The organism is Micromonospora chokoriensis, assembly GCF_000718555.1.
Lineage (GTDB): Bacteria > Actinomycetota > Actinomycetes > Mycobacteriales > Micromonosporaceae > Micromonospora > Micromonospora chokoriensis_B.
Map to the genome: position 1 here is coordinate 72467 of NZ_JOAN01000009.1, position 20152 is coordinate 92618.

The window sequence follows — 20152 nt, forward strand, 5'->3', positions numbered from 1 at the left end:
CATCGTGATGACTCAGGGACATCACGCTCGTCGCGGTGTTGGCTCGCAGGGAGGTCACTCTCCGTGGCGCCTGGCCCCTGACAAATGTCACGGCCGGGAGGTGACGGCCGCTCCGGGCATCGGGGTACGCGCCGCCGGAGCATTGTCGACATGACCAGTACCCCTCCGGCTGTCGAGTTGGACGGCCTCACCAAGAGCTTCGGCGCGGTCACCGCGGTCGACGGGTTGAGCCTGCGGGTGCAGCCCGGCGAGGTGGTGGCGTTCCTCGGCCCGAACGGCGCGGGCAAGACCACCACCATCGACATGCTGCTCGGTCTGGCCCGACCGGACGCGGGCACCGTCCGCGTCCTCGGCGGGACTCCGGACGACGCGGTGGCCCGGGGCCGGGTCGCCGCCGTACTCCAGACCGGCGGGCTGCTCAAGGACCTCACCGTGGGCGAGACGGTGCAGATGACGGCCCACTTCTACCGGCACACCCGCCCGGTGGCGGAGGTGCTGGAGCGGGCCGGTATCACCAACATCGCCGACCGGGTGGTCGGGCGCTGCTCGGGCGGTCAGCAGCAGCGGCTGCGCTTCGCGCTGGCCCTGCTGCCCGACCCGGACCTGATGGTGCTCGACGAGCCGACCACCGGCATGGACGTCGAGGGACGGCGGGACTTCTGGCAGTCGCTGCGCCGCGACGCACGGGGCGGACGGACCATCATCTTCGCCACCCACTACCTGGACGAGGCGGACGCGTATGCCGACCGGATCGTGCTGGTCCGGCAGGGGCGCATCGTCGCCGACGGCACCACCGCGGAGATCAAGAACCTGGCCGCCGGCCGTACGGTGCGGGCCACCCTGCCCGGTGCCGACCAGGCCGCGCTCGCCGCGCTGCCCGGCGTTGACACCGTCGAGGTACGCGGGGACAGCGTGCTGGTGCGGACCGCCGACTCGGACGGGATCGCCCGGCACCTGCTCACCCGGACCGCCGCCCGGGACGTCGAGATCACCTCCCGAAACCTCGAGGACGCCTTCCTCGCCCTGACCACCGAGCAGACCGGAGCCTGACGATGACCACCCTGAGCGGGTTCTACCCGGGCGTCCTGCGCATCGAGCTGCGTCGGGTGCTGCGAAACCGCCGTACCCTCGCCTTCACGCTGATCATGCCGGGTGTCTTCTTCCTCATCTTCGGCCTGCCGCAGGGCGGGCAGAGCCTGGACAACGGCCGGCCGGTGACCGCGTACGTCATGATCAGCCTGGCGGTGTACGCGGCCATGGTGGCGACCACCAGCGCGGGTGGCGCGGTCGCCACCGAGCGCGCGTTGGGTTGGAGTCGCCAGTTGCGGCTCACCCCGCTGCGCCCGGCGGCGTACGTGGCCACCAAGCTGGTCACCGCGATGTCCCTCGGCCTGCTCGCGGTCGTCGTCGAGTTCCTGGTGGGCGCCGCCGCCGGGGTTCGCATCCCGGCGTACGTCTGGCTGCTGGCCGGGCTGGCCGCCTGGGTCGGCTCGCTGGTCTTCGCGGCGTTCGGCCTGTTCATCGGCTACCTGGTGCCGGCCGAGAACGTCATGCAGTTCATCGGCCCGATCCTGGCCGTGCTGGCCATGTTCGGCGGGCTGTTCGTCCCGGTCGAGGTGCTGCCGGACGTCCTGCAACAGGTCGCCAAGTTCACCCCGGTGTACGGCATGGGTGTGCTGGCCCGCGCTCCACTGACCGGCGAGGGGGTGAGCCTGGCGGCGGTGGCCAACCTCGTCGCCTGGACGCTGGTCTTCGGCGTCGGCGCGGCCCGGCTGTTCCGCCGGGACACCGCACGGGTCTGAGCGTCCGGGCCGCTAGCGTGAACCCGATGGACCTTCCGACCGGGCAGCCCTGGCCGGTGAGCCGCCGTTGGCGGTTCACCGGCTGGCTGCTGGCCGGCGTGTGGCTGTTCTTCCTCAACGTGCCGCTCGACACCGCGCTGCACCAGCCGGAGCCGTGGCGGCGGGCCGTCGGCGTCGCCACCCTGTCCGCCTTCGGCCTCGGCTACGTGGTGTTGTTCCAGTGGGCACGTCACCTGCGCGAACACCTTCGACCGATCCCGCAACGCCGGGCCGGGATCGCGCTGCTGGGGTTGGTCGTGCTGGGGCTGGCCGGCATCCCGGGCACCGCCGGGGACTGGACGGCCACGCTGGTGTTCGTGGCCGCGTCGGCGGTGTTCCTGCTGTCGGCGACGCAGGCGCTGATCATCGTGGCGCTCTGCGCGCTGATCCCGCTCGTGGGGGCCTGGCTGGTGCCGACCTGGACGCAGGAGAGCACTGTCACGTTCGCGGTGCTGCTCGCCTCGTTCGCCATGTTCGGGGTGTCCCGGTTGGCGCAGCGCAACAGTGAGCTCCGGGCGGCCCAGCAGGAGATCCGCCGGCTCGCGGTCGCCGAGGAGCGGGCCCGCGCCGCCCGCGACCTGCACGACATCCTCGGGCACTCGCTGACCGTGGTGGCGATCAAGGCCGAGTTGGCCGGGCGGCTGATCGAGGTGGACCGGGACCGGGCCGCCGTCGAGATCGCCGAGGTGGAGGCGCTGGCCCGGGCCGCGCTGGCTGACGTACGGCAGACGGTCGGGGCGTACCGGGAGGTCACCCTCGGCGCGGAGCTGGCCGGCGCGCGCTCCGCGCTGGCCGCGGCGGGCATCGCGGCGGACGTGCCGGACCAGGTGCCGGACCTGCCGGAGGAGTGGGACCAATTGTTCGGTTGGGCGGTACGGGAAGGGGTGACAAACGTGGTCCGGCACAGCGGCGCGCGGTGCTGCGTGATCCGGGTACACCCGGATCGGGTCGAGATCAGTGACGACGGTCGTGGTCCGTCCACGCCCGACGCGAGCGGGCACGGGCTGGTTGGCCTGCGGGAGCGGGCGCAGCGGCTGGACGCGGTGGTGACCGTCGGCCGTCGACCGGAGGGCGAGGGCTTCCTGCTGCGGGTGCACGCGCCGGGGGAGGCCCGGTGAGCGGCGGGTCCGCGCCGATCCGGCTGCTGCTCGCCGACGACCAGGCGCTGGTCCGGGGTGCGCTGGCCGCCCTGCTCTCGTTGGAGGAGGACCTGACCGTGGTGGCCGAGGTGGGCCGGGGCGACGAGGTGGTGCCCGAGGCCCGACGCAGCACTCCCGACGTGGCCCTGCTGGACGTGGAGATGCCCGGCCTGGACGGGATCGCCGCCACCGCCGCGCTGCGGGCCGCGCTGCCGACCTGCCGGGTGCTGGTGGTCACCACCTTCGGCCGGCCCGGCTACCTGCGCCGGGCGATGGAGGCCGGTGCGAGCGGCTTCGTGGTCAAGGACACCCCGGCCCGGCAACTCGCCGACGCGGTCCGCCGGGTGCACGCCGGCCTGCGGGTGGTCGACCCGACGCTGGCCGCGGAGACGTTGGCCGCCGGGGTCAGCCCGCTGACCGAGCGGGAGACCGAGGTGCTGCGCACGGCGCGGGGCGGGGGCACGGTCGCGGACCTGGCCAGGGCGCTGCACCTGTCCGAGGGGACGGTACGCAACCACCTGTCGGCGGCGATCGGTAAGACCGGCGCGCGCAACCGGGCCGACGCGCTCCGGGTCGCCGAGCAGAACGGCTGGCTGCTCGGCGAGTGACAGTGCGCGGCGGCGCTCAGGCGGTCGGCGGCGGGGCGGTCAGTTGATCGACCACGACGACGCTGCTGCCGGGGCGTACCTCGGCCAGTAGTTCCCGCTGACCGCTGCGGGTCAGCCGGATGCAGCCGTTCGTGGTGTTCTCGCCCAGCTCGTCGTCGTGGTGCCAGGTATGCACCCCGATGTGCGCGCCGCGCAGCCCGGACGGCACCGACTCCGGGTCGTCGGGCACCGAACCGAGGGCGTAGATGTCCACCCCGCCGTAGACCTCCTCCGGCGGTGGGGTGCGGCCCAGGATGAAGGTCCGCCCGAGTGGGGTTTCCTGCCCCGACTGGCCGAGGCTGACCTCCCAGGAGCGCACCGCCTTGCCGGCCCGGTACCAGGTGAGCCTGTGGACCTTGCGTTCCACCACGATCTGGTCGCGCAGCGGCACGGTCTCGAACCCGCCGGGAGGCAGCCAGGCGAGCTGTCGGTTGGCCGAGGGCAGCAGGACGGCGGTCCAGCCGGCACGCCGCTGGGCGATCGGCATGGTCAGCTCGACACCGCGGATCGTCGGTTCGAGGAAGGCGCGCGGACGACCGCCCGGCGCGTCGTACGCGGCGATCCGTCTGGTCGGGTGCGCGCCATCGGTCAGCGGCGTGACGTCCATGGTGGCTGGATCGGCGGGGAACCCTGCGGGTGCCGGGTCGTAGTCGACCACCGGTAGCCCGTCCGGGGCGGGTGCGGCAGGTGGGACCGACTCCTCCGGGCTCTGGTCCACACTGCTCGGAGTCGGGTCGGCTACCACCACGTTGCGGTCGTCGGGGGCCGTCGAGCTCGGGGTGAGGGCCTGGCCGACCAGCAACGCGGTCACCAGCAGCGCGGGTACGCCGATCGCGGCGGCGACCCAGACACCGCGACGACGGTACGGAGTCTTTCGGTCAAACGGCACGAAACCACTCTATGGTGGCTGGCGCTTCGGGGCCCTCGGTTCAGCGAGACCCGCCGTGCGGCTTAACGCCAACGCACGCCCACGCCCCTCGGTTCGATTTCGGCCCAGAAATTTTTGTCGGGTAGTGATCCGCGCGCGCCGCCGGTCCGTACTGGATGGGGGAGCAGGGGTCGGCCGGTGGTACGCCGCCGCGAGACGATCGAGGAGCAGATGGCCCGGGCACAGCAGGACAAGAAGGCGGCGACCGTCCGGACCAGCGCCAGCAGTCGGGGGGTGCGCACCCGGTCACGGTCGGCGACAGCCCTGCTGATCGCGTCGGTGCTCGCCGCGCTCTGGGCGGCGATCATGCTGACCGGCGCCGGCCAGACGGCGTACGCGTACGGCTTTTTCTTCACCGAGTTCTTCGCCGGGGTGGTCTCCCTGGTGTCGTTGAGCCTCACCGTGATGCTCGGTCTACTCGCCACCGACCGGCTGGTGCTGCGCATCTCGCACCGGGTGCTGATGCAGTCGGCGCACCGGGCCACCGGCGTGCTGGCGGTGGCCGGGCTCGGCTTCCATGTCCTCACCAAGGTCGCCACCGGGCGGGCGGGGGCGACTGACGCGCTGGTGCCGTTCGTCGGCGGCCGGGGGCTCTACGTCGGGCTCGGCACGGTGGCCGCCCTGCTGATGGTCAGCGTGATCTGGACCGGCATCATCCGGGCCCGCTTCGCCGGCGTCGGTCCGAAGTGGCTGTGGCGCACGCTGCACTCCACCGCGTACCTGGCCTGGCCGTTCGCCATCCTGCACGGCCTCAACGCCGGCCGGGCCGCGAACTCCTTGGTGGTGCTCAGCTACCTCGGCTGTGTCCTGCTGGTGGTGCTGGCCCTGCTGGTCCGGTTCTCGGTCACCATCGGTCGGCGCAGCCGCGAGCAGCACCAGGCCGCGGTGCGCAACGCGGCGCTGGTCGGGCGGGCCAATGAGACGAGCCGTGGCCGAGCGCTGCTGGCCGGGCTGACCCGACGCGGCAAAGCCGACGCCGACAAGCGACCCGCCTGGGCGAACACCACCACCGCCACGTGGGCCGCGCCGGCCGCCCGGCGCGACCCCGAACGGTTCACCGTCCCGGTGGTGCCCGAGCCCGGTTCGCTCGTTGAGCCGACCCGGCCCAGTCGACGTCGGCGGGAGGAGGAGCCGGCGGCCCGCCGCGACACCGAACGGTCCTCGCGCAGCCGACGCGCGGAGGAAGAGCTGGAGCCGGTGACCCGGCGGCGCGGCTCGCGTAGCCGGGACGAGGCGGTTCCGACCGGCCGGCGACGCGCCGATGAGCCGGCCACCGAGCGGTCTCGCCGCCGGTCCCGCAGCGAGGACGACGGCAGCCGCTACTCGGCGCCTCCACAGCCGACCCTCGACGAGGCCGAGGAGCCGTGGGACAGCCCGCGCCGCTGGCAGGCCGCCGAGCCGATCTCCGCCGGCCCGGTCTCCGCCGAGCCCATCTCGGCCGGCCCGGTCTCCAGCAGCCCGATCTCGTCGGCGCCGCGCAGCGGCAGCGGCCGGCACAGCGTCGAGGACGACCTGCCCGAGGAGCCGGACTACTGGCGCCCGCCGGCCCGGTATGTGCCGGACGAGGTGGAACCGCCGGTCGACGACACCCCGACCCTTGTCGACCTGGCATCCCGCCGGGCCAAGCGGGCCGCCGGCGAGGGCCGGTCCGCCAAGCGCCGCAAGGCCAGCGCGGACGCGGTCGACGGGGCGTACTGGGCGGGTCTGCGGGGTGAGGCGAAGTGATGCGGACCGCCGTGCCACCGGTCGCCTGCGTGGGCGAGCCCCGGCTGACCGCCGGCTTCGCCGAGTACGGCCGACTCGACCTGCTCGCGCACGAGGAGGTGCACGGGCCGATCGGCCCGATGGAGCCGGCGCAGCTGCTCCGGCTCGCCGAGGGCATGCAGCTCAAGGGCAAGGGCGGGGCGGGTTTCCCGTTCGCCCGCAAACTGCGCGCGGTGCTGGAGTCCTGCGAGCGGCAGGACCTCGCTGCCGTGGTGGTGGTCAACGCCACCGAGGGGGAGCCGGCCAGCTGGAAGGACAAGGTGCTGCTGACCCGAGCCCCGCACCTGATCCTGGACGGCGCGGCGCTGGCCGCGTACGCGCTGGACGCCGACGAGATCGTCATCGGTGTGGCGGACGACGGGGTCGGCCGGGACTCGCTCATGGAGGCTCTCGAAGAGCGCCGGATGCCGGTGCAGACGACAATCGTCACCGTGCCGCACCGGTTCATCTCCGGCGAGGGCGGCGCGCTTGTCAACGGGATCAACGGGTTGCCGCACATCCCGCCCGGCACCAAGAAGCGCTCCAGCGACTCCGGGGTCAGCGGCCTGCCCACCCTGCTGTCCAACGCCGAGACGTACGCCCAGCTCGCCATCGGTGCGCGACTCGGCCCGTACGAGTACGCGGCGCTCGGCACCGACGACGAGCCCGGCACCGTGCTGCTCACCGTGACCGGCGCGGCGGGGCGGCCGGCCGTGGTGGAGTGCACCGCCGGCATGCCGCTGCGCGACGTCCTCGACCTGTGCGAGGTCCCGGAGACCCAGGGCATCCTGATGGGCGGCTACCACGGCAAGTGGATCACCGCGGAGGCGGCGGAGACGGCCGAGGTCTCCCGCAAGGGCCTGGCCGCGGTTGGTGGCACCCTCGGCGCGGGCATCATCGTCCCGCTCGGTGTCGACACCTGTCCGCTCGGTGAGGCCGCCCAGGTGGTGCGCTACCTGGCCGGCGAGTCCGCCGGCCAGTGCGGACCGTGCAAGATGGGCCTGCCGGACCTGGCCCGCGCCGTGGACCTGGCCGTCGCCGGCAGTCAACCCGCGGACGTGGTGCGAGCCGCCGCCGGCGAGGTGAAGGGCCGGGGTGCGTGTAGCCACCCGGACGGCACCGCCCGGTTCGCGCTCTCCGCGATCGAGGTCTTCGCCGACGACCTGCGGCTGCACAGCACCGGCGACGGCTGTGGCCGGCGGGTCAAGGGCGTGATGGGGCTGCCGGGCGCACCCGACGCGAACCCGCAGAAGCTCACCCTGGACTGGTCGCGGTGCGACGGGCACGGCCTGTGCGCGCACGTCGTACCGGACTTCATCCGGCTCGACGCGAACGGATACCCCGCCTTCCCCGCCACCCCCGTGCCGACCTGGTTGCGGGAGGGTGCGCTGAAGGCGGTCAAGGTCTGCCCGGAGCTGGCGCTGCGACTCGCCAAGGCCGAGTAGGGCTCAGGTCCAGGAAGGTCCCTTCCGGACCGGAAACGGAGATGCGGATGGGCATGGCGTGGACAGGGGCCGGGCGACTGTGCCGCGCCGCCACCGCCGGGGCGCTCGTGGTGGCCCTGTTCGGCACTGCCGCCTGCACCGGCACCGCGCCGGGCGGGCCCGCCGCCGGCGGGTCGGCCCCGGCCTCGACCGGTGCGCCGCTCACGCCGACCGGGGCACCGACCGGTGCGCCGCCCACGCCGACTGGCGGGCCGCCCGCCGCCCCGGCGCAGGTCCCGGACGTGCTGCGCTTCACCGGGACCACTCTCGGCGGAACCCGGTTCGACGCGGCGCAGCTCGCCGGCAAGCCGGTGGTGCTGTGGTTCTGGGCGCCGTGGTGCCCCACCTGTGCCAGTCAGGCCTGGACGGTGGCCGAGATCGCACCCCAGTACCGGGACACCGTGCCGATCGTCGGCGTCGCCGGGCTAGGTGAACAGCGGGCCATGAAGGAGTTCGTCACCGAGTTCGACCTCGGCGCGACGCCACAGATCAACGACCGCGCGGGTGCGATCTGGAAGCGGTTCAAGGTGACCGAGCAGAGCATCTTCGTGATCATCGACCGGAACGGCACTCTGGTCTACCAGGGATTCCTGGACGGTGAGGCGCTCACCGCCCGGGTCGCCGCCCTGGCCCGGGCATGAGGGCCACACTGCTGCTCGCGCTGACCGCCGGCATGCTCGGCGCGGTCAACCCGTGCGGCTTCGCGCTGCTGCCCGCGTACCTCTCGCTGTTGGTCGCCGGGAAGTCGGACACCCGCGGCGCGGTCGGCCGCGCGCTCACCGCGGCGGCCGGGCTGACCCTGGGGTACGTGCTGGTCTTCGGCGCGTTCGGCCTGGCGCTCGCGCCGCTGGCCGGCTGGCTGCGCCCCCGGCTGCCGTGGCTGACCGTGGCGCTCGGCGTGCTGCTGGTGGTGGCTGGCTGCTGGCTGCTCGCCGGTCGACGGCTGCCCGCCCCCGGCTGGTCCGCCCGGGCACCCCGGTTGACCCGATCCTGGCCGTCGATGGCGTTGTTCGGCGCGGCGTACGCGCTGGCGTCGCTCGGCTGCGCCATCGCGCCGTTCCTGGCGATCGTGGTGACCAGCCTCCAGGCCGGCACGACCGGCCAGGGGTTGGCGCTGTTCGGCGCGTACGCCCTCGGGATGGGGTTGGTGGTCGCGGTCGCCGCGCTCGGCGTGGCGCTGGTGCGCGACGGCCTGGTGGCCCGGCTGCGGGTCGCCGGCGCGCTGGTGCCCCGCCTCAGTGGCCTGGTGCTGCTGCTCGCCGGCACCTACGTGGCCTGGTACGGCTGGTACGAGCTACGCCTAGCCGCCGGCCGCCGAGACGCCCGCCAAGACCCGGTCATCCAAGCAGCGTCAAAGGTGCAGCACACCATGACCAACGCCCTGGACACGGTCGGCCCAGCGTTGCTGCTGACCGCCCTCGTCCTGCTCGCCGTGCTGGGCGTGTGGATGCGTCGACGGGGGCACGGGGTGGACCCGGCCCCCGTCGAACGACCCGGTTAGCGGGGGGTCAGGCGGTCGGTGCCTAGGCGGTCTTGGAGGACCTCGGGGACCAGGACGCTGCCGTCGGCCTGCTGGTACTGCTCCAGGATGGCCGGGAAGAGCCGGCTGGTGGCCAGCGCCGACCCGTTGAGGGTGTGCACGAACCGGGTCTGCTTGCCGCCCGGCTCGCGGTAGCGGATCGCCGCCCGACGCGCCTGGTAGTCGCCGGCCCAGGAGACCGACGACACCTCCTTGTACTTGCCGGTGCTCGGCATCCACACCTCGATGTCGAGCGTCTTCTTCATCGAGGCGCTGGCGTCACCGGCCGAGAGCAGCGTGCGCTGGTAGTGCAGACCCAGCCCCTCGACCAGACCCTCGGCGTGGGCGAGCATCTCCTCCAGCGCCGCGTCGGCCTGCTCCGGCAGGGTGAACTGGAAGATCTCCACCTTGTTGAACTGGTGCCCCCGCACCGTGCCGCGCTCGTCCGAGTGCGAACCGGCCGACTCCCGCCGGTAGCACGGGGTGTACGCGAAGGCCTTCAGCGGCAGCTTCGGGGTCTCCAGGATCTCGTCCTGGTATGCCCCGAGGATCGCCGTCTCCGACGTGGGCAGCAGGAACTGACCGCGCGGGGCGGACGCTGAATCCAGGTGGTAGACGTCGTCGTAGAACTTGGGGAACTGCCCGGCGGCGAAGCCGGCCGAATCCAACAGCAGGTGCGGCGGGAGCAGGAACTCGTAGCCAGCCTTGATGTGCTGGTCGACGAAGTAGTTGAGCAGCGCCCACTCCAGCCGGGCGCCGATCCCCGTGTAGATCCAGAAGCCGGACCCGCCGAGCTTGACGCCCCGCTCGTAGTCGACCAGGCCCAGCGCGCGGCTCAGCTCCACGTGGTCGCGGACCTTCTCGATCACCGGAGGCGCACCGAAGGTCTTCACGACCTGGTTGGCTTCCTTGCCGCCGGCCACGACGTCGTCGCTGGGCAGGTTGGGCAGCTCACTCATCGCGTCGCGCAGCCGAGCCTGCACCTCGTCCAGCTGAGACTCCAGCTCGGCGAGCTGCTTACGCTCGGCCTCCGGCGCGGCGATCTGCGGCTCCTCGCCGGCCCGCTTCGCCTGCGCGTACGCCCGGGCCTCGGCCTTGCGGCGCTGCCGCTCGGCGTCGATCTCCGTGATCAGGGCGCGGCGTTCCTGGTCGAGCCGCTGGATCTCGTCCAGCGCTCGGGTGACCTCGGCGGGATCCAGACGCTTCGCCAGCGCGGTTGCCACCGCCTCGCGATCCTTCCGGATCAACTCCATGTCGAGCATGCTGCTCCGTACGCCTCCGTCCGGGGTTCACTGGTGAACCATCAGATGTTACCGTCGCGCACGTTTCCACCCCGGGACGGGGAGCGCGAGGGATTTCTACAGCCGGATCGGCATGAGCACGGAGTAGGTGTCCGCGTCGTCCGGTCGTCGTACGGCCAACGGGGCGATCGGCCCGTCCAGCTCCAGCACCAGTTGCGGCGCGCCGGCCGCGTTCAGCGCGTCCAGCAGGTAGCCGCCGTCCACCCCGACCCGCAGCGCGTCGGTGCTCACCTCGGCGGCGGGGAGCAGCCGCAGCCCGCCCTCATCGTCGACGCCGAGCACGGTGACCTCCCGGGTCGTGCCGTCGTGGTGGCAGGCGACAGTGGGGGCCGCCGGGTCGGCAAGCGCGGCGCGCAGCGTCGCCACGTCGACCGGGATCCGGCGTGCCCGGGGACGCTCACCGACGGAGCTGCGCAGCAGCCGGCGGTAGTCCGGGAAGTCGTACGGCAGGGCGGTGCCGGTGAGCGTCCGGTCGGCCACCCGCACCCGCAGGTCCGCGCCGGCCAGGCTCAGCCGTACCGGCCAGGGGTCGGCGGTGTCGAGCAGCGGCCGGAGCTGGTCGACGAGCGCCACCGGCACGAAGACCCGCACCGGCGGCCCGTCGACGTCGGCCCCGGCCCGTGCCAGCGCCAGCCGGAACCGGTCGGTGGCGACGAGCCGGACGCCGTCGGGCTCCACGTCGAACAGCACGCCGGCGAGCATCGGCAGCTCCGGGTCGACGCCGACGGCGAAGCGCACCGCGTCGAGCGCGGCGGCCAGGGCGGCGGGGGAGAGCAGGAGCGTGGTGGCCGCCGGCTGGGCCGGGGACACCAGGGCCCGGAGCCGGTCGACCTCGCGGCGGGCGTCGCTGAGCCCGTCGGCGAGCCGCCGCAGGTGCGCGTCGAGCAGCTGGTGCACCGCGGCCGGCTCGGCGCGCACCGCGGCGGCGATCTCCGGCACCGGCATGCCGATCCGGCGCAGCCCGGCCACCAGCCGGGCCGGGGCGATCTGCTCCGCCGTGTACCAGCGGTAGCCGGTCACCGGGTCGACAAGGGTCGGCGTCAGCACCCCCGCCGAGTCGTAGAAGCGCAGGGCGCTGACGGTCAGGCCACTGGCCCGGGCCAGCTCGCCGATGCTGTGCAGGTCGCTCACGCTGGGCATCCTCCCCCCTCGACCCGGTCGAGGGTCAAGCCGAGCGTTCCAGCACCCGGAAGGTGAGGCCGGCCCGGATGAGCCGGTCGAGCAGCGCGTCACCCATCGCGGCGACCGGAGTCAGCTGCCCGGTGGTCGGCGGCAGCTCGTCGAGCGCCAGGCACAGCGCCGACTCGGCGAGCATCTTCGCCGTCTCGTCGTAGCCCGGGTCACCGCCGGCGACCTCGGTGACCACCCGCTGCCCGCCGCCGGTGCCGACGAACCGCACCCGGAACCAGGACGCCGCCCGCTGCTGCGCGGTGGGCCCCTGCCCGGAGGTGAGCCGGCCGAGCAGCCAGCGTCGGCTGGGTGGCAGCTTCACCAGCCCGATCAGCGCGCCGAGCCCGGCCGCGCCGGCCAGCACGGTGGGCAGCCGCTTCACCGCGGCGAAGTGCCGGTAGCGGAAGTCCGGGCCGTACTCCGGGCGGGCCGCCGCCGAGCGACGGACCACCTGCGGGTCGATTGTCGGCAGCGGCACGGTCCAGATGCCCAGCTCCGCCGAGCGGGCCAGCCGGCCGGGCACCGCCCGGACCCGACGGTCGGTGGGACGCGGCTCGACCGCCCGGCGCTCCCGGGCGGCCTGGCTGGCCTGCGTCGTACGGGAGAACGCGGTGAGCGCCGAATGGTAGGTGCCGGCGGAGAACCGGCCGCCGGCGCGCACGTACCCGTCCACGGTGATCGGGGCGTCGGCGGGCAACTGCTTGACGGTGAACCAGGCGCCCAGGTCGTGCGGGACGGAGTCGAAGCCGCAGGCGTGCACCAGCCGCGCGCCGGTGCGGGTCGCCTCGGCGTGGTGGCGCACGTACATCAGGTCGACGAACTCCGGCTCGCCGGTGATGTCCAGGTAGTCGGTGCCGGCTCGCGCGCACGCCGCGACCAGCGGTTCACCGTGGTGGATGTACGGGCCGACCGTGCTGGCCACCACCCGGGTGCTCTCGGCCACCGCCCGCAGCGAGTCGGCGTCGGTCACGTCGGCGGTGAGCAGCGGCAGCTCGGCCCAGCTCGGGTCGATGGCGGCGAGCCGATCCCGTACGGCGGCGAGGCGCTGCGGATTGCGCCCGGCCAGCGCCCAGCGCAGCCCGGCCGGCGCGTGTCGGGCCAGGTACTCGGCGGTCAGGCCGCCGGTGAACCCGGTCGCCCCGAACAGCACCACGTCGTACGTTCGCTCCCCAGTCATCCTCGGAGTCTGCCATTCGTGGTCACCGATCGCGCTCACGAGTTGGGCGTCACGGCGTGAACACGGCCCGTACGCAGCCGTCGGCCCGGTCCCGGAACAGCGCGTACCCCTGCGGGCCCTGCGCCAACGGCAGTCGGTGGGTGGCCAGGTGTTCGGTGCGCAGCTCGTCGCGGGCCATCCGGTCGAGCAGCATCGGCACGTCCCGCAGATCCGGTCGACGGGCGCCGCGCAGCGTGAGCCGTCGCTCGGTCATCGTGCCCAGCGGGAACGCGTCGACGAACCCGTCCGTCCCGCCGAGCACCACCACCACGCCGCCCTTGCGACATGCGTGCACGGCTTCCCGTAGCGCGTCCGGTCGGTCGGCGTACTGGCCACCGAACCGATCGAGCGCCGACCGGGCCGGCGGCGTGCCGACCGCCACCACGCACACGTCCGGCCCGCGTCCACCGCTGCGGTCGCTCAGCTCCGCCGCGACGTCGGTGCGGCGGTAGTCCAGCGGCTCGGCGCCAGAGTGTCGCTCGGCCATCCGCAGCCGCTCCTCGTGCCGGTCCACGATCAGCACCCGGGCGGCACCGCGCAGCTCGGCGGCTCGGGCGGTCAACTGACCCACCGCCCCGGCGCCCCAGATCGCCACCACGTCGCCGGGGCGCACCGCACCCAACTCGGCGGCCAGCCACCCGGTCGGCGCCGCGTCCGCGGCGAAGACCGCCCGGTCGTCGTCGACCGCGTCCGGCACCCGGAACGCGCTCACATCGGCGTACGGCACCCGCACGTACTCGGCGTGACCGCCCGCGAAGCCGCCCGCCGCGCGGGGCCGACCGAAGCAGCCGCCGTCCGCGCGGGCCCAGTCGGGGTCCGCGCTCGCCGGGTCGGCATGGGCGTTGTCGCAGCAGGAGTGCAGGCCCTGGCGGCAGTACCAGCAGCCACCGCAGGCGACGCTCGCGCCGACGACCACCCGGTCGCCGGCGCGGTGTCGGCGGACAGCGGGGCCGACCTCGACCACCTCGCCCAGAAACTCCGCGCCGAGCACGTCGCCGGCCCGCAGCAGCGGGTGCCGGCCGGCCAGCAGCGGCAGGTCGGCGCCGCAGGTGGCGCTGCGGCGGACCTGGACGATGACGTCACGCTCGTTGCGCAGCTCCGGGTCGGGCACCTCGCGTACCGCTAGCTCGCCGGCGGCCGCCCAGCACAGCGCTCTCACCCGCGGGCCCCGGGACGGTCCAGCGCCGAGCGGTCCGCGCGCAGCACCTCACCGGCCTCCACCCGCTGCTTGACCTGGCGCAGTGTCCGGCGGACCAGCAGACCCGGGTCGTCGCCGACCAGGTGCGCGGCGAGCCCGGTGGGCGGGGTGCGGCCGGCCAGCGGCCGGGCCGCCAGCTCGGTGCCCCGGTCGCCGGGGGCCGGGCGGACCCGCACCTCGACCGCGCCGTCCAGGCGGCGCAGTGGCTCCGGCCAGCGTCCGTCGGGAAGCACCTGCTCCGGGGGTCGGTCGACGGTGACCACCTCCCACCGGGCCGGCGCGGCGGGGTCGCCGTCCGCGCCGGTCGGGCCACCCCACCGGGGTACGCGCAGCAACCGCGCCCGCGCCAGCCGTCGCATCGGTACCACCCGTCCTCCCGGTTCACGTCCCCCGATCGTCGGTCGCGCCCGGGTGAAGCGCGCTCGCCCGGAAGGGGTGAACCGGCCCGCGCCGGGTAACCGCTCGCCGACCGGGGGCGGAACGTGGTGGGGGTGGGGCTGGGTGCCGGAACAGAATCGCGTGCGGGTCGAGCCGGCACCGGGGCCACTGCTGTTGGCGTCCCGGCTGACCCCGGCCGTGCCGCCGGAGCCGGTGGTGGCCCGGCCCCGCCTGCTGCGCCGGTTGGACGAGGGCAGTGCGGGCCCGGTCACCCTGGTGGCCGCCCCCGCCGGCTGGGGCAAGACCACCCTGCTCGCCTCCTGGGTACGGCTGGGCGGCGCTCCACCCGACGTCGAGCCGGGTGCGGTCGTGCCCGACTCCGGCGACCTGTCGGTTTCGTCCGCTGCCGACCCGGTCTCGGCGTGGATGTCGGTGGAGGCCGGCGACGACTCCGACCGCCTCTGGGCGTACCTCGCGGCGGCGCTGCGATCGGCGACCGGGTCGGCGGGCGGGTTGGAGGGCGGGCCGGTGCCCGACCGGCCACCGCGGCCCGACCAGCTGGAGGCGCTGGCCGCCACGCTCGCTGCCGCCGACCGGCCGGTGCTGCTGATCCTGGACGACCTGCACCGGGTCGCCGACCCAGCGGCGCTTACCGGCCTGGAGTTCTTGCTGCGCCATGCCGAGCAGCGGCTCCGCCTGGTGATCGGCGCGCGGGCCGGGCTGCACCTGCCACTGCACCGGCTCCGCCTTGCCGGCGAGCTGACCGAGATCGGCCCGGACGAGCTGGCGTTCACCGACGACGAGGTGGCCGACCTGCTCACCGCGCACGGCGCGGCGCTGCCGGCGACCGCCGTGCACCGGCTACGCGAACGCACCGGCGGCTGGCCGGCCGCGCTGCGCATCGCGGCCCTGGCGGTACGCGGGCAGCCCGACCCGGAGCGCTGGGTGGGGCAGTTCGGTGGTGACCAACCGGAGATCGCCGGTTACCTGCACGAGGAGGTGCTGGCGACGCTCGACCCGGCCCAGCAGGACCTGCTGCGCCGTACCGCCCTCGTCGACAACGTCTGCGCCGACCTGGCCGAGGCGCTGACCGGCCGCGCCGATGCCGGGCAGGCGCTGGCCGACCTGGCCGGGACCGGTGGTCTGCTGCACCGGGAGGACACCCGACCGCCCTGGTACCGCTGCGACTCACTCCTCGCTGACCTGCTCCGCGCCGACCTGGCCCGGCTGCCCGTCGACGAGCTGCGTGAGCTGCACGTCCGGGCCGCCGACTGGTACGCGGGCGACGGCCGACCCGCCGACGCTCTGCGGCACGCGCTGGCCGCCGGCCGGTGGGACCTGGCCGGCGACCTGTTCGTCGCGCACTGGCCCGAGTTGACCCACTACGACCGTGACCCGGTGTACGCCCCGGCACCCGCGCCGCCGCCAGCGGAGGTGATCCGCGCCGACCCGGAGGTGGCGTTGGCCTGCGCCGCCGAGCGCGCGTACGCCGGTGATCTGCCGGCCGCCACCGCCCACCTGCACGCCGCCGCCGGGCACGCCCCGGGCCTGCCGGTGCCGCGCCGGGATCGGTTCCTGCGGTTGGTCGCCGCGCTGGAGCTGACCGTGGCCCGCCTCGCCGACGACCGCGCCGAGGTGCGGGCCGCCGCCGCTCGACTGCTGCGCACCCGCCCGGCGCAAGCCTCACCGACCGGGGCTCCGACCGGGCTGGCCAGCTCCGCCCCGACGGCCGGGGGCGGCGGCGCGGCCGACGATCTGGACCTGCGGGCGTTCACCGGCACCGCGCTGGGGCTTGTCGAGTTGGCCGACGGCCGGTTGCCCACCGGCCGGTTCGTTCGGGCCCGATCGGCGGCTCGGGCGGCCGGCCGGGCCCGCACTGAGCTGGTCGCTGCCAGCCGCGCGGCGCTGCTGCTCGCGGTGCGCGGCGAGCTACGGGCGGCCGAGCAGGCGGCCCGTGACGCGCTCGGCATGCCACCCTGTCGAGGCTGGTCCTGCCGGCTCGACTGCGGCTACGCGTACCTGGCTCTCGCCGTGGTGGCGCTGCTGCGCGACCAGCCTGAGGAGGCCACGACCAATCTCGCCCTCGCCGTCGCGGCGCTCGACGTCGCCGGCGGCTGGGCCGGAAGCCCCGACGCGGGCGACGACTGGCTCGCCGCCGCCTCCAGCGAGCCGGTGGCGGTGGCGGTGGCCGCGCTGTGCCGAGCGCAGCTACGCCGCGACTCGGGTGACCCGGCGGCCGGCCAACGGCTGCTCGTCCGGGCTCGGGAGGCGCTGGCCGACCGGCCGTCCGCCGCCGAGTTGACCGACCTGCTGCGAGCCGCCGAAGCTCAACTGCGGGCCGAGCGGGGCGACCTGGACTCCGCCCGTGACCTGCTGGCCGGCGCCGCCGACGACGGGGCCGACCCGGCGCTCGCGGTGACCTTGGCGAAGGTGCAGCTGCTGGCCGGCGACGCCGCCGCCGCCGAACGGACCCGGCCAGACTGGCAGGCGCCGACCGCCACGGACTGGCCCCTTCCGGTACGCCTGGACGCGGGACTGCTGGCCGCGGTGCTGGCCGAGCGCGCCGGGGACGGACGTCGGGCGGGCCGGATCCTGGAGCAGCTCCTGGACCTGGCCGGCCCGCAGGGCTGCCGAAGGGTCTTCACCCGTGCCGAACCGCCCGTGCGGGACCTGCTCGCCGCGCACCTGGACGCGGGCACCGCGCACTTCGCGCTCGTCGGCGACCTGGTGCGGGGTGCGGGGCAGAGCACAGCCGGGCCGGCTGCCGGGCCGAGGGGCACGCTCGACGAGCCGCTCACCGAGCGGGAGCTGACCATCCTGCGCTACCTGCAGAGCATCCTGTCCAACGTGGAGATCGCCAGCGAGCTGTCCCTCTCGGTCAACACGGTGAAGACCCACGTCCGCAACATCTACCGCAAACTCGACGCGACCCGCCGGCGCGAGGCGGTCCGGCGGGCGCGCGAGTTGCGGCTGCTCTGAGCAGCGTGGCGATCAGGCGTTGGCGGCGGCGTCCGCGGCGGCCAACAGATCGGGCAGGTCGTACCCGCCCTCGTGCCGAACACCGTTCACGAACAGGGTGGGGGTGCCGTTCACCCCGCTCCGGATGCCCCCCACGAAGTCCCGCCGCACCCGGTCCGCGTGCGCACGGTTCTCCACCTCGGCGTTCAACTCGTCCGGCGGCAACCCGACCTGCTCGACACCGAGCGAGAGGTGCACCGGGTCGAGCTGGTCCTGATGCTCGTAGAGCCAGTCGTGCATCTCCCAGAACCGGCCCCGGACGGCGGCGGCCTCGGCCGTCTCGGCGGCGCGTTCGGCGTACGGGTGCACGTTGGCGATCGGGAAGTAGCGGTAGACCAGCCGCACGGTGTCGGCCCGCTGCCGCAGCAACTCGTGCAGGTTCGGGTACGCGGCACCGCAGAACTGGCACTGGAAGTCGCCGTACTCGACGATGGTCACCGCCGCGTCGGCCGGCCCCCGGATGTGGTCCGCGGTGGTCACCGGGTCCCGAAGTCGGGCGGTGACCTGCAGTGGCGTGGTCATCCGGCCATCACCTTCCGATCGGCGGCGAGCTGGTCCAGCGCGTCGAAGATGCCGTCGGCACCGGGGTTGACGTCGGGCGGCGACAGGTAGCTCCAGGTCACCGTCCCCGCCGGGTCGAGCACCACCAGCGCCCGGGCCGCCTCGCCCTGTGGCAGGTACGCGCCGTAGCGGCGAGCCACCTCGCCCTTCGGCTCGAAGTCGGCCAGCAGCGGGAACTCGATGCCCCGGCTCTCGGCGAACGCCCGGTGCGACCAGATGCTGTCGACCGAGATGCCGAGCACCACCGCCTGGTACTGGGCGAATACGGGTGCCGCCGACTGGTAGAGCGACATCTGGTCACCGCAGACCGGGCTCCAGTCGGCGGGGTAGAAGGCGAGCACGACCGGCCGGCCCCGGAACTGCTCAGGCCCGATCAGACCCCCGTCCGGGGTGGCCGGCAGGGTGAAACCGGGTGCGGTACGCCCCGGTTGGATCAGCCCGTTCGGATCACTCATGCCACCAGCCTGCTCCCGGGGTGGGTGAGGCGGGCTCACCCACCCCGGGTGGTTCCGCGCTGGCTGGTTCCGCGCGCTGGCTGGTCCGCGCTGGCTCAGCGCAGCACCGGGGCGACCGCGATGTGGTTCTGCACCTCCCGGATGCCCGGCGCGGACCAGGCCACCTGCTCCACCTCGGCCCGCTCGGGCATCGAGTGCACCAGCCCGGCGAGAATCGCGGTGTCACCGTGCACCCGGACGCTGATCCGTTCGGCGTCGGTCGCTCCGGCCCGGGCGAGGGCGTCGACGATCCGGTCGGCCAGGTTGCGCCCGTCCGGTGCGGAGACCGGCCGGACGGTGATGCCGTTGCTCACCCCGCGTACGCCGGTCAGCCGAGCGACCGCGCGTTCGGCGGCCCGGCGCTGGTACTCCCACTCGACGTCGCCGTGCAGCGTCACCCAGCCGGCCGAGACGGTGACCTGGAGCTTCTCGATGGGCACGAACGCGTCCCACTCCAGCCCGTGGCTGGCCGCAGCGGCCAGGTCAGGGTCGGCGCGCTCGGTGCCGCTGGTGAGCTGAACGGCCACGTCGTTGGCGACTGCCCGGACCGAGGCGACCCGGTGGGCGGCCCGTTCGGCGGCCCACTTCTTCGCGTAGCTGTCCACGCGGCCGGTCAGGGTGACGACGCCCTCGGCGACGGTCACGCCGATCTCGTGCGGCTGCACCCGCGGTTCCCAGGTCAGCTCGTCGAGGACGGCGGACTGGATGTCCTGGTCGGTGCGGTTGATCTCCGCGATGGCCATCTGTCCCTCCTCCGCTGTTGCGATGGCGGACCGGGTGGCTGCGCCCCAGGTCTGGCCGCTGCCGAAGGTCCGCCGTGCTGCGATCCTGCCGCCGCCCGGGGTGAGCCGCCCTCGCCCGGACCGGGTGGGGACGCCGCCGCCAGTCTCGCTCCCGACTCCGCAGCGGTAGATCTTGGAAGAATTCGGCCCCTCCAGGGGCATTTTCCTTCCAAGATCTCTTGGCGTTCACGGCGGTTGAGTGGGCAGGCGTACGGACGAATATCGATGATGGGAGCGCTTCCAAAGCGAGCGACTTTCGGCTACGGTTAGTTGCGTTCCTCGATCGCGGGAGCCGTCGCGTCGGGTGGTGGGGCCAGGGCAGCTCCAACCGTCCCCGTCGTCGTGCTCGTCCCCCGGGCCACGGCGTCAGCCCAGACGATCGACCCCGTCCCCCGGGGTTCCCTCCCGAGAGGAACCGCAGATGCGGAGACTCAGTCCGGCGGCCTCCACCAGCCCCGACGTCCACCTCGGCCACCACGGCCTGCCCCATCGACCGACAAATTCCGAGCACTCCGCCGATAGCCACCCAGGCCTGGATACCAGCACCTGCGCGAGCCGCTGAGCAGGTGATCCGGACGGGACCCCCGGATCACCCACATGCACCGGTCCGCCGGGCCGCCTGAGGGGTCCGGCACCCGGCGGACCGGCCCACCCCCACTCCGATGTGGGCGAAGTGGGGTGCGCGACGAGGCCCCGCTCTACCTCTGGGGTCGAGCGGGGCCTGTGGTGGTGC

18 protein-coding genes are annotated in these 20152 nt (G+C 74.1%); 9 read left to right on the forward strand and 9 right to left on the reverse strand.

Going from position 1 to position 20152, the window contains the following annotated elements; genetic code table 11:
* The first annotated feature begins 150 nt into the window (after positions 1-150).
* From IF46_RS0113795 to IF46_RS0113810, 4 genes are read left to right on the forward strand one after another with little or no spacing between them, the layout of a single operon-like run.
* Positions 151-1050, forward strand: a complete 900-nt coding sequence (locus tag IF46_RS0113795; protein WP_030488726.1) for an ABC transporter ATP-binding protein — start codon at positions 151-153, stop codon at positions 1048-1050.
* A gap of 2 nt (positions 1051-1052) precedes the next feature.
* Complete coding sequence (locus IF46_RS0113800) at positions 1053-1802, forward strand: ABC transporter permease (RefSeq protein ID WP_030488727.1); 750 nt, start codon at positions 1053-1055, stop codon at positions 1800-1802.
* Positions 1803-1828: 26 nt separating this feature from the next.
* Positions 1829-2959, forward strand: coding sequence for a sensor histidine kinase (locus tag IF46_RS0113805; protein WP_030488728.1), 1131 nt, complete (start codon positions 1829-1831; stop codon positions 2957-2959).
* On the forward strand, positions 2956-3588 hold the full coding sequence (locus IF46_RS0113810; protein WP_030488729.1) for a response regulator: 633 nt from the start codon (positions 2956-2958) through the stop codon (positions 3586-3588). Before IF46_RS0113805 ends, IF46_RS0113810 begins: the two co-directional genes overlap by 4 nt.
* Positions 3589-3604: 16 nt before the next feature.
* Here IF46_RS0113810 and IF46_RS0113815 read toward each other — a convergent pair whose 3' ends face one another.
* Positions 3605-4516, reverse strand: coding sequence for a L,D-transpeptidase (locus tag IF46_RS0113815; RefSeq protein WP_030488730.1), 912 nt, complete (start codon positions 4514-4516; stop codon positions 3605-3607).
* A gap of 177 nt (positions 4517-4693) precedes the next feature.
* On the opposite strand from IF46_RS0113815, the gene IF46_RS0113820 reads away from it, so the two are divergent.
* From IF46_RS0113820 to IF46_RS0113835, 4 genes are read left to right on the forward strand one after another with little or no spacing between them, the layout of a single operon-like run.
* The gene (locus IF46_RS0113820) at positions 4694-6280 is read left to right on the forward strand and encodes a ferric reductase-like transmembrane domain-containing protein (RefSeq protein WP_232234034.1); all 1587 of its coding nucleotides are present in this window, start codon (positions 4694-4696) and stop codon (positions 6278-6280) included.
* Positions 6280-7743, forward strand: a complete 1464-nt coding sequence (locus tag IF46_RS0113825) for an NADH-quinone oxidoreductase subunit NuoF family protein (protein WP_030488732.1) — start codon at positions 6280-6282, stop codon at positions 7741-7743. Before IF46_RS0113820 ends, IF46_RS0113825 begins: the two co-directional genes overlap by 1 nt.
* A gap of 53 nt (positions 7744-7796) precedes the next feature.
* Positions 7797-8423: a redoxin family protein gene (locus tag IF46_RS0113830; RefSeq protein ID WP_157562993.1), complete on the forward strand. Its 627-nt coding sequence runs from the start codon at positions 7797-7799 to the stop codon at positions 8421-8423.
* A complete protein-coding gene (locus IF46_RS0113835; protein WP_030488734.1) occupies positions 8420-9283 on the forward strand; it encodes a cytochrome c biogenesis CcdA family protein in 864 nt (287 codons plus the stop codon). The genes IF46_RS0113830 and IF46_RS0113835 overlap by 4 nt, the downstream gene beginning before the upstream one ends.
* On the opposite strand, the gene serS is transcribed toward IF46_RS0113835, so the two are convergent.
* The 5 genes from serS to IF46_RS0113860 all read right to left on the reverse strand — a co-directional run bounded on the left by serS (position 9280) and on the right by IF46_RS0113860 (position 14545).
* Positions 9280-10563, reverse strand: coding sequence for a serine--tRNA ligase (gene serS, locus IF46_RS0113840; RefSeq protein ID WP_030488735.1), 1284 nt, complete (start codon positions 10561-10563; stop codon positions 9280-9282). The genes IF46_RS0113835 and serS overlap by 4 nt on opposite strands.
* 96 nt (positions 10564-10659) lie before the next feature.
* Complete coding sequence (locus IF46_RS0113845; protein ID WP_030488736.1) at positions 10660-11724, reverse strand: MerR family transcriptional regulator; 1065 nt, start codon at positions 11722-11724, stop codon at positions 10660-10662.
* A 43-nt stretch (positions 11725-11767) separates the two neighbouring features.
* On the reverse strand, positions 11768-12949 hold the full coding sequence (locus IF46_RS0113850; protein WP_030488737.1) for a saccharopine dehydrogenase family protein: 1182 nt from the start codon (positions 12947-12949) through the stop codon (positions 11768-11770).
* Positions 12950-12998: 49 nt separating this feature from the next.
* Entirely contained in the window at positions 12999-14147 is a 1149-nt protein-coding gene (locus IF46_RS0113855; RefSeq protein WP_030488738.1) for an alcohol dehydrogenase catalytic domain-containing protein, read from the reverse strand.
* The gene (locus IF46_RS0113860; protein ID WP_051723912.1) at positions 14144-14545 is read right to left on the reverse strand and encodes a hypothetical protein; all 402 of its coding nucleotides are present in this window, start codon (positions 14543-14545) and stop codon (positions 14144-14146) included. The genes IF46_RS0113855 and IF46_RS0113860 overlap by 4 nt, the downstream gene beginning before the upstream one ends.
* Before the next feature lie 76 nt (positions 14546-14621).
* Between IF46_RS0113860 and IF46_RS0113865 the strand changes: the two genes are divergently transcribed.
* Complete coding sequence (locus IF46_RS0113865) at positions 14622-17543, forward strand: LuxR C-terminal-related transcriptional regulator (RefSeq protein WP_030488740.1); 2922 nt, start codon at positions 14622-14624, stop codon at positions 17541-17543.
* A gap of 12 nt (positions 17544-17555) precedes the next feature.
* Here IF46_RS0113865 and IF46_RS0113870 read toward each other — a convergent pair whose 3' ends face one another.
* From IF46_RS0113870 to IF46_RS0113880, 3 genes are all read right to left on the reverse strand, one after another.
* Positions 17556-18104, reverse strand: a complete 549-nt coding sequence (locus IF46_RS0113870) for a DsbA family protein (RefSeq protein ID WP_030488741.1) — start codon at positions 18102-18104, stop codon at positions 17556-17558.
* Positions 18101-18598 carry a redoxin domain-containing protein gene (locus IF46_RS0113875; RefSeq protein ID WP_030488742.1) on the reverse strand — a complete coding sequence of 166 codons (498 nt, stop codon included), beginning with the start codon at positions 18596-18598 and terminating at the stop codon, positions 18101-18103. Before IF46_RS0113875 ends, IF46_RS0113870 begins: the two co-directional genes overlap by 4 nt.
* Positions 18599-18693: 95 nt before the next feature.
* A complete protein-coding gene (locus IF46_RS0113880) occupies positions 18694-19380 on the reverse strand; it encodes a BON domain-containing protein (protein WP_030488743.1) in 687 nt (228 codons plus the stop codon).
* Positions 19381-20152 lie beyond the last annotated feature (772 nt).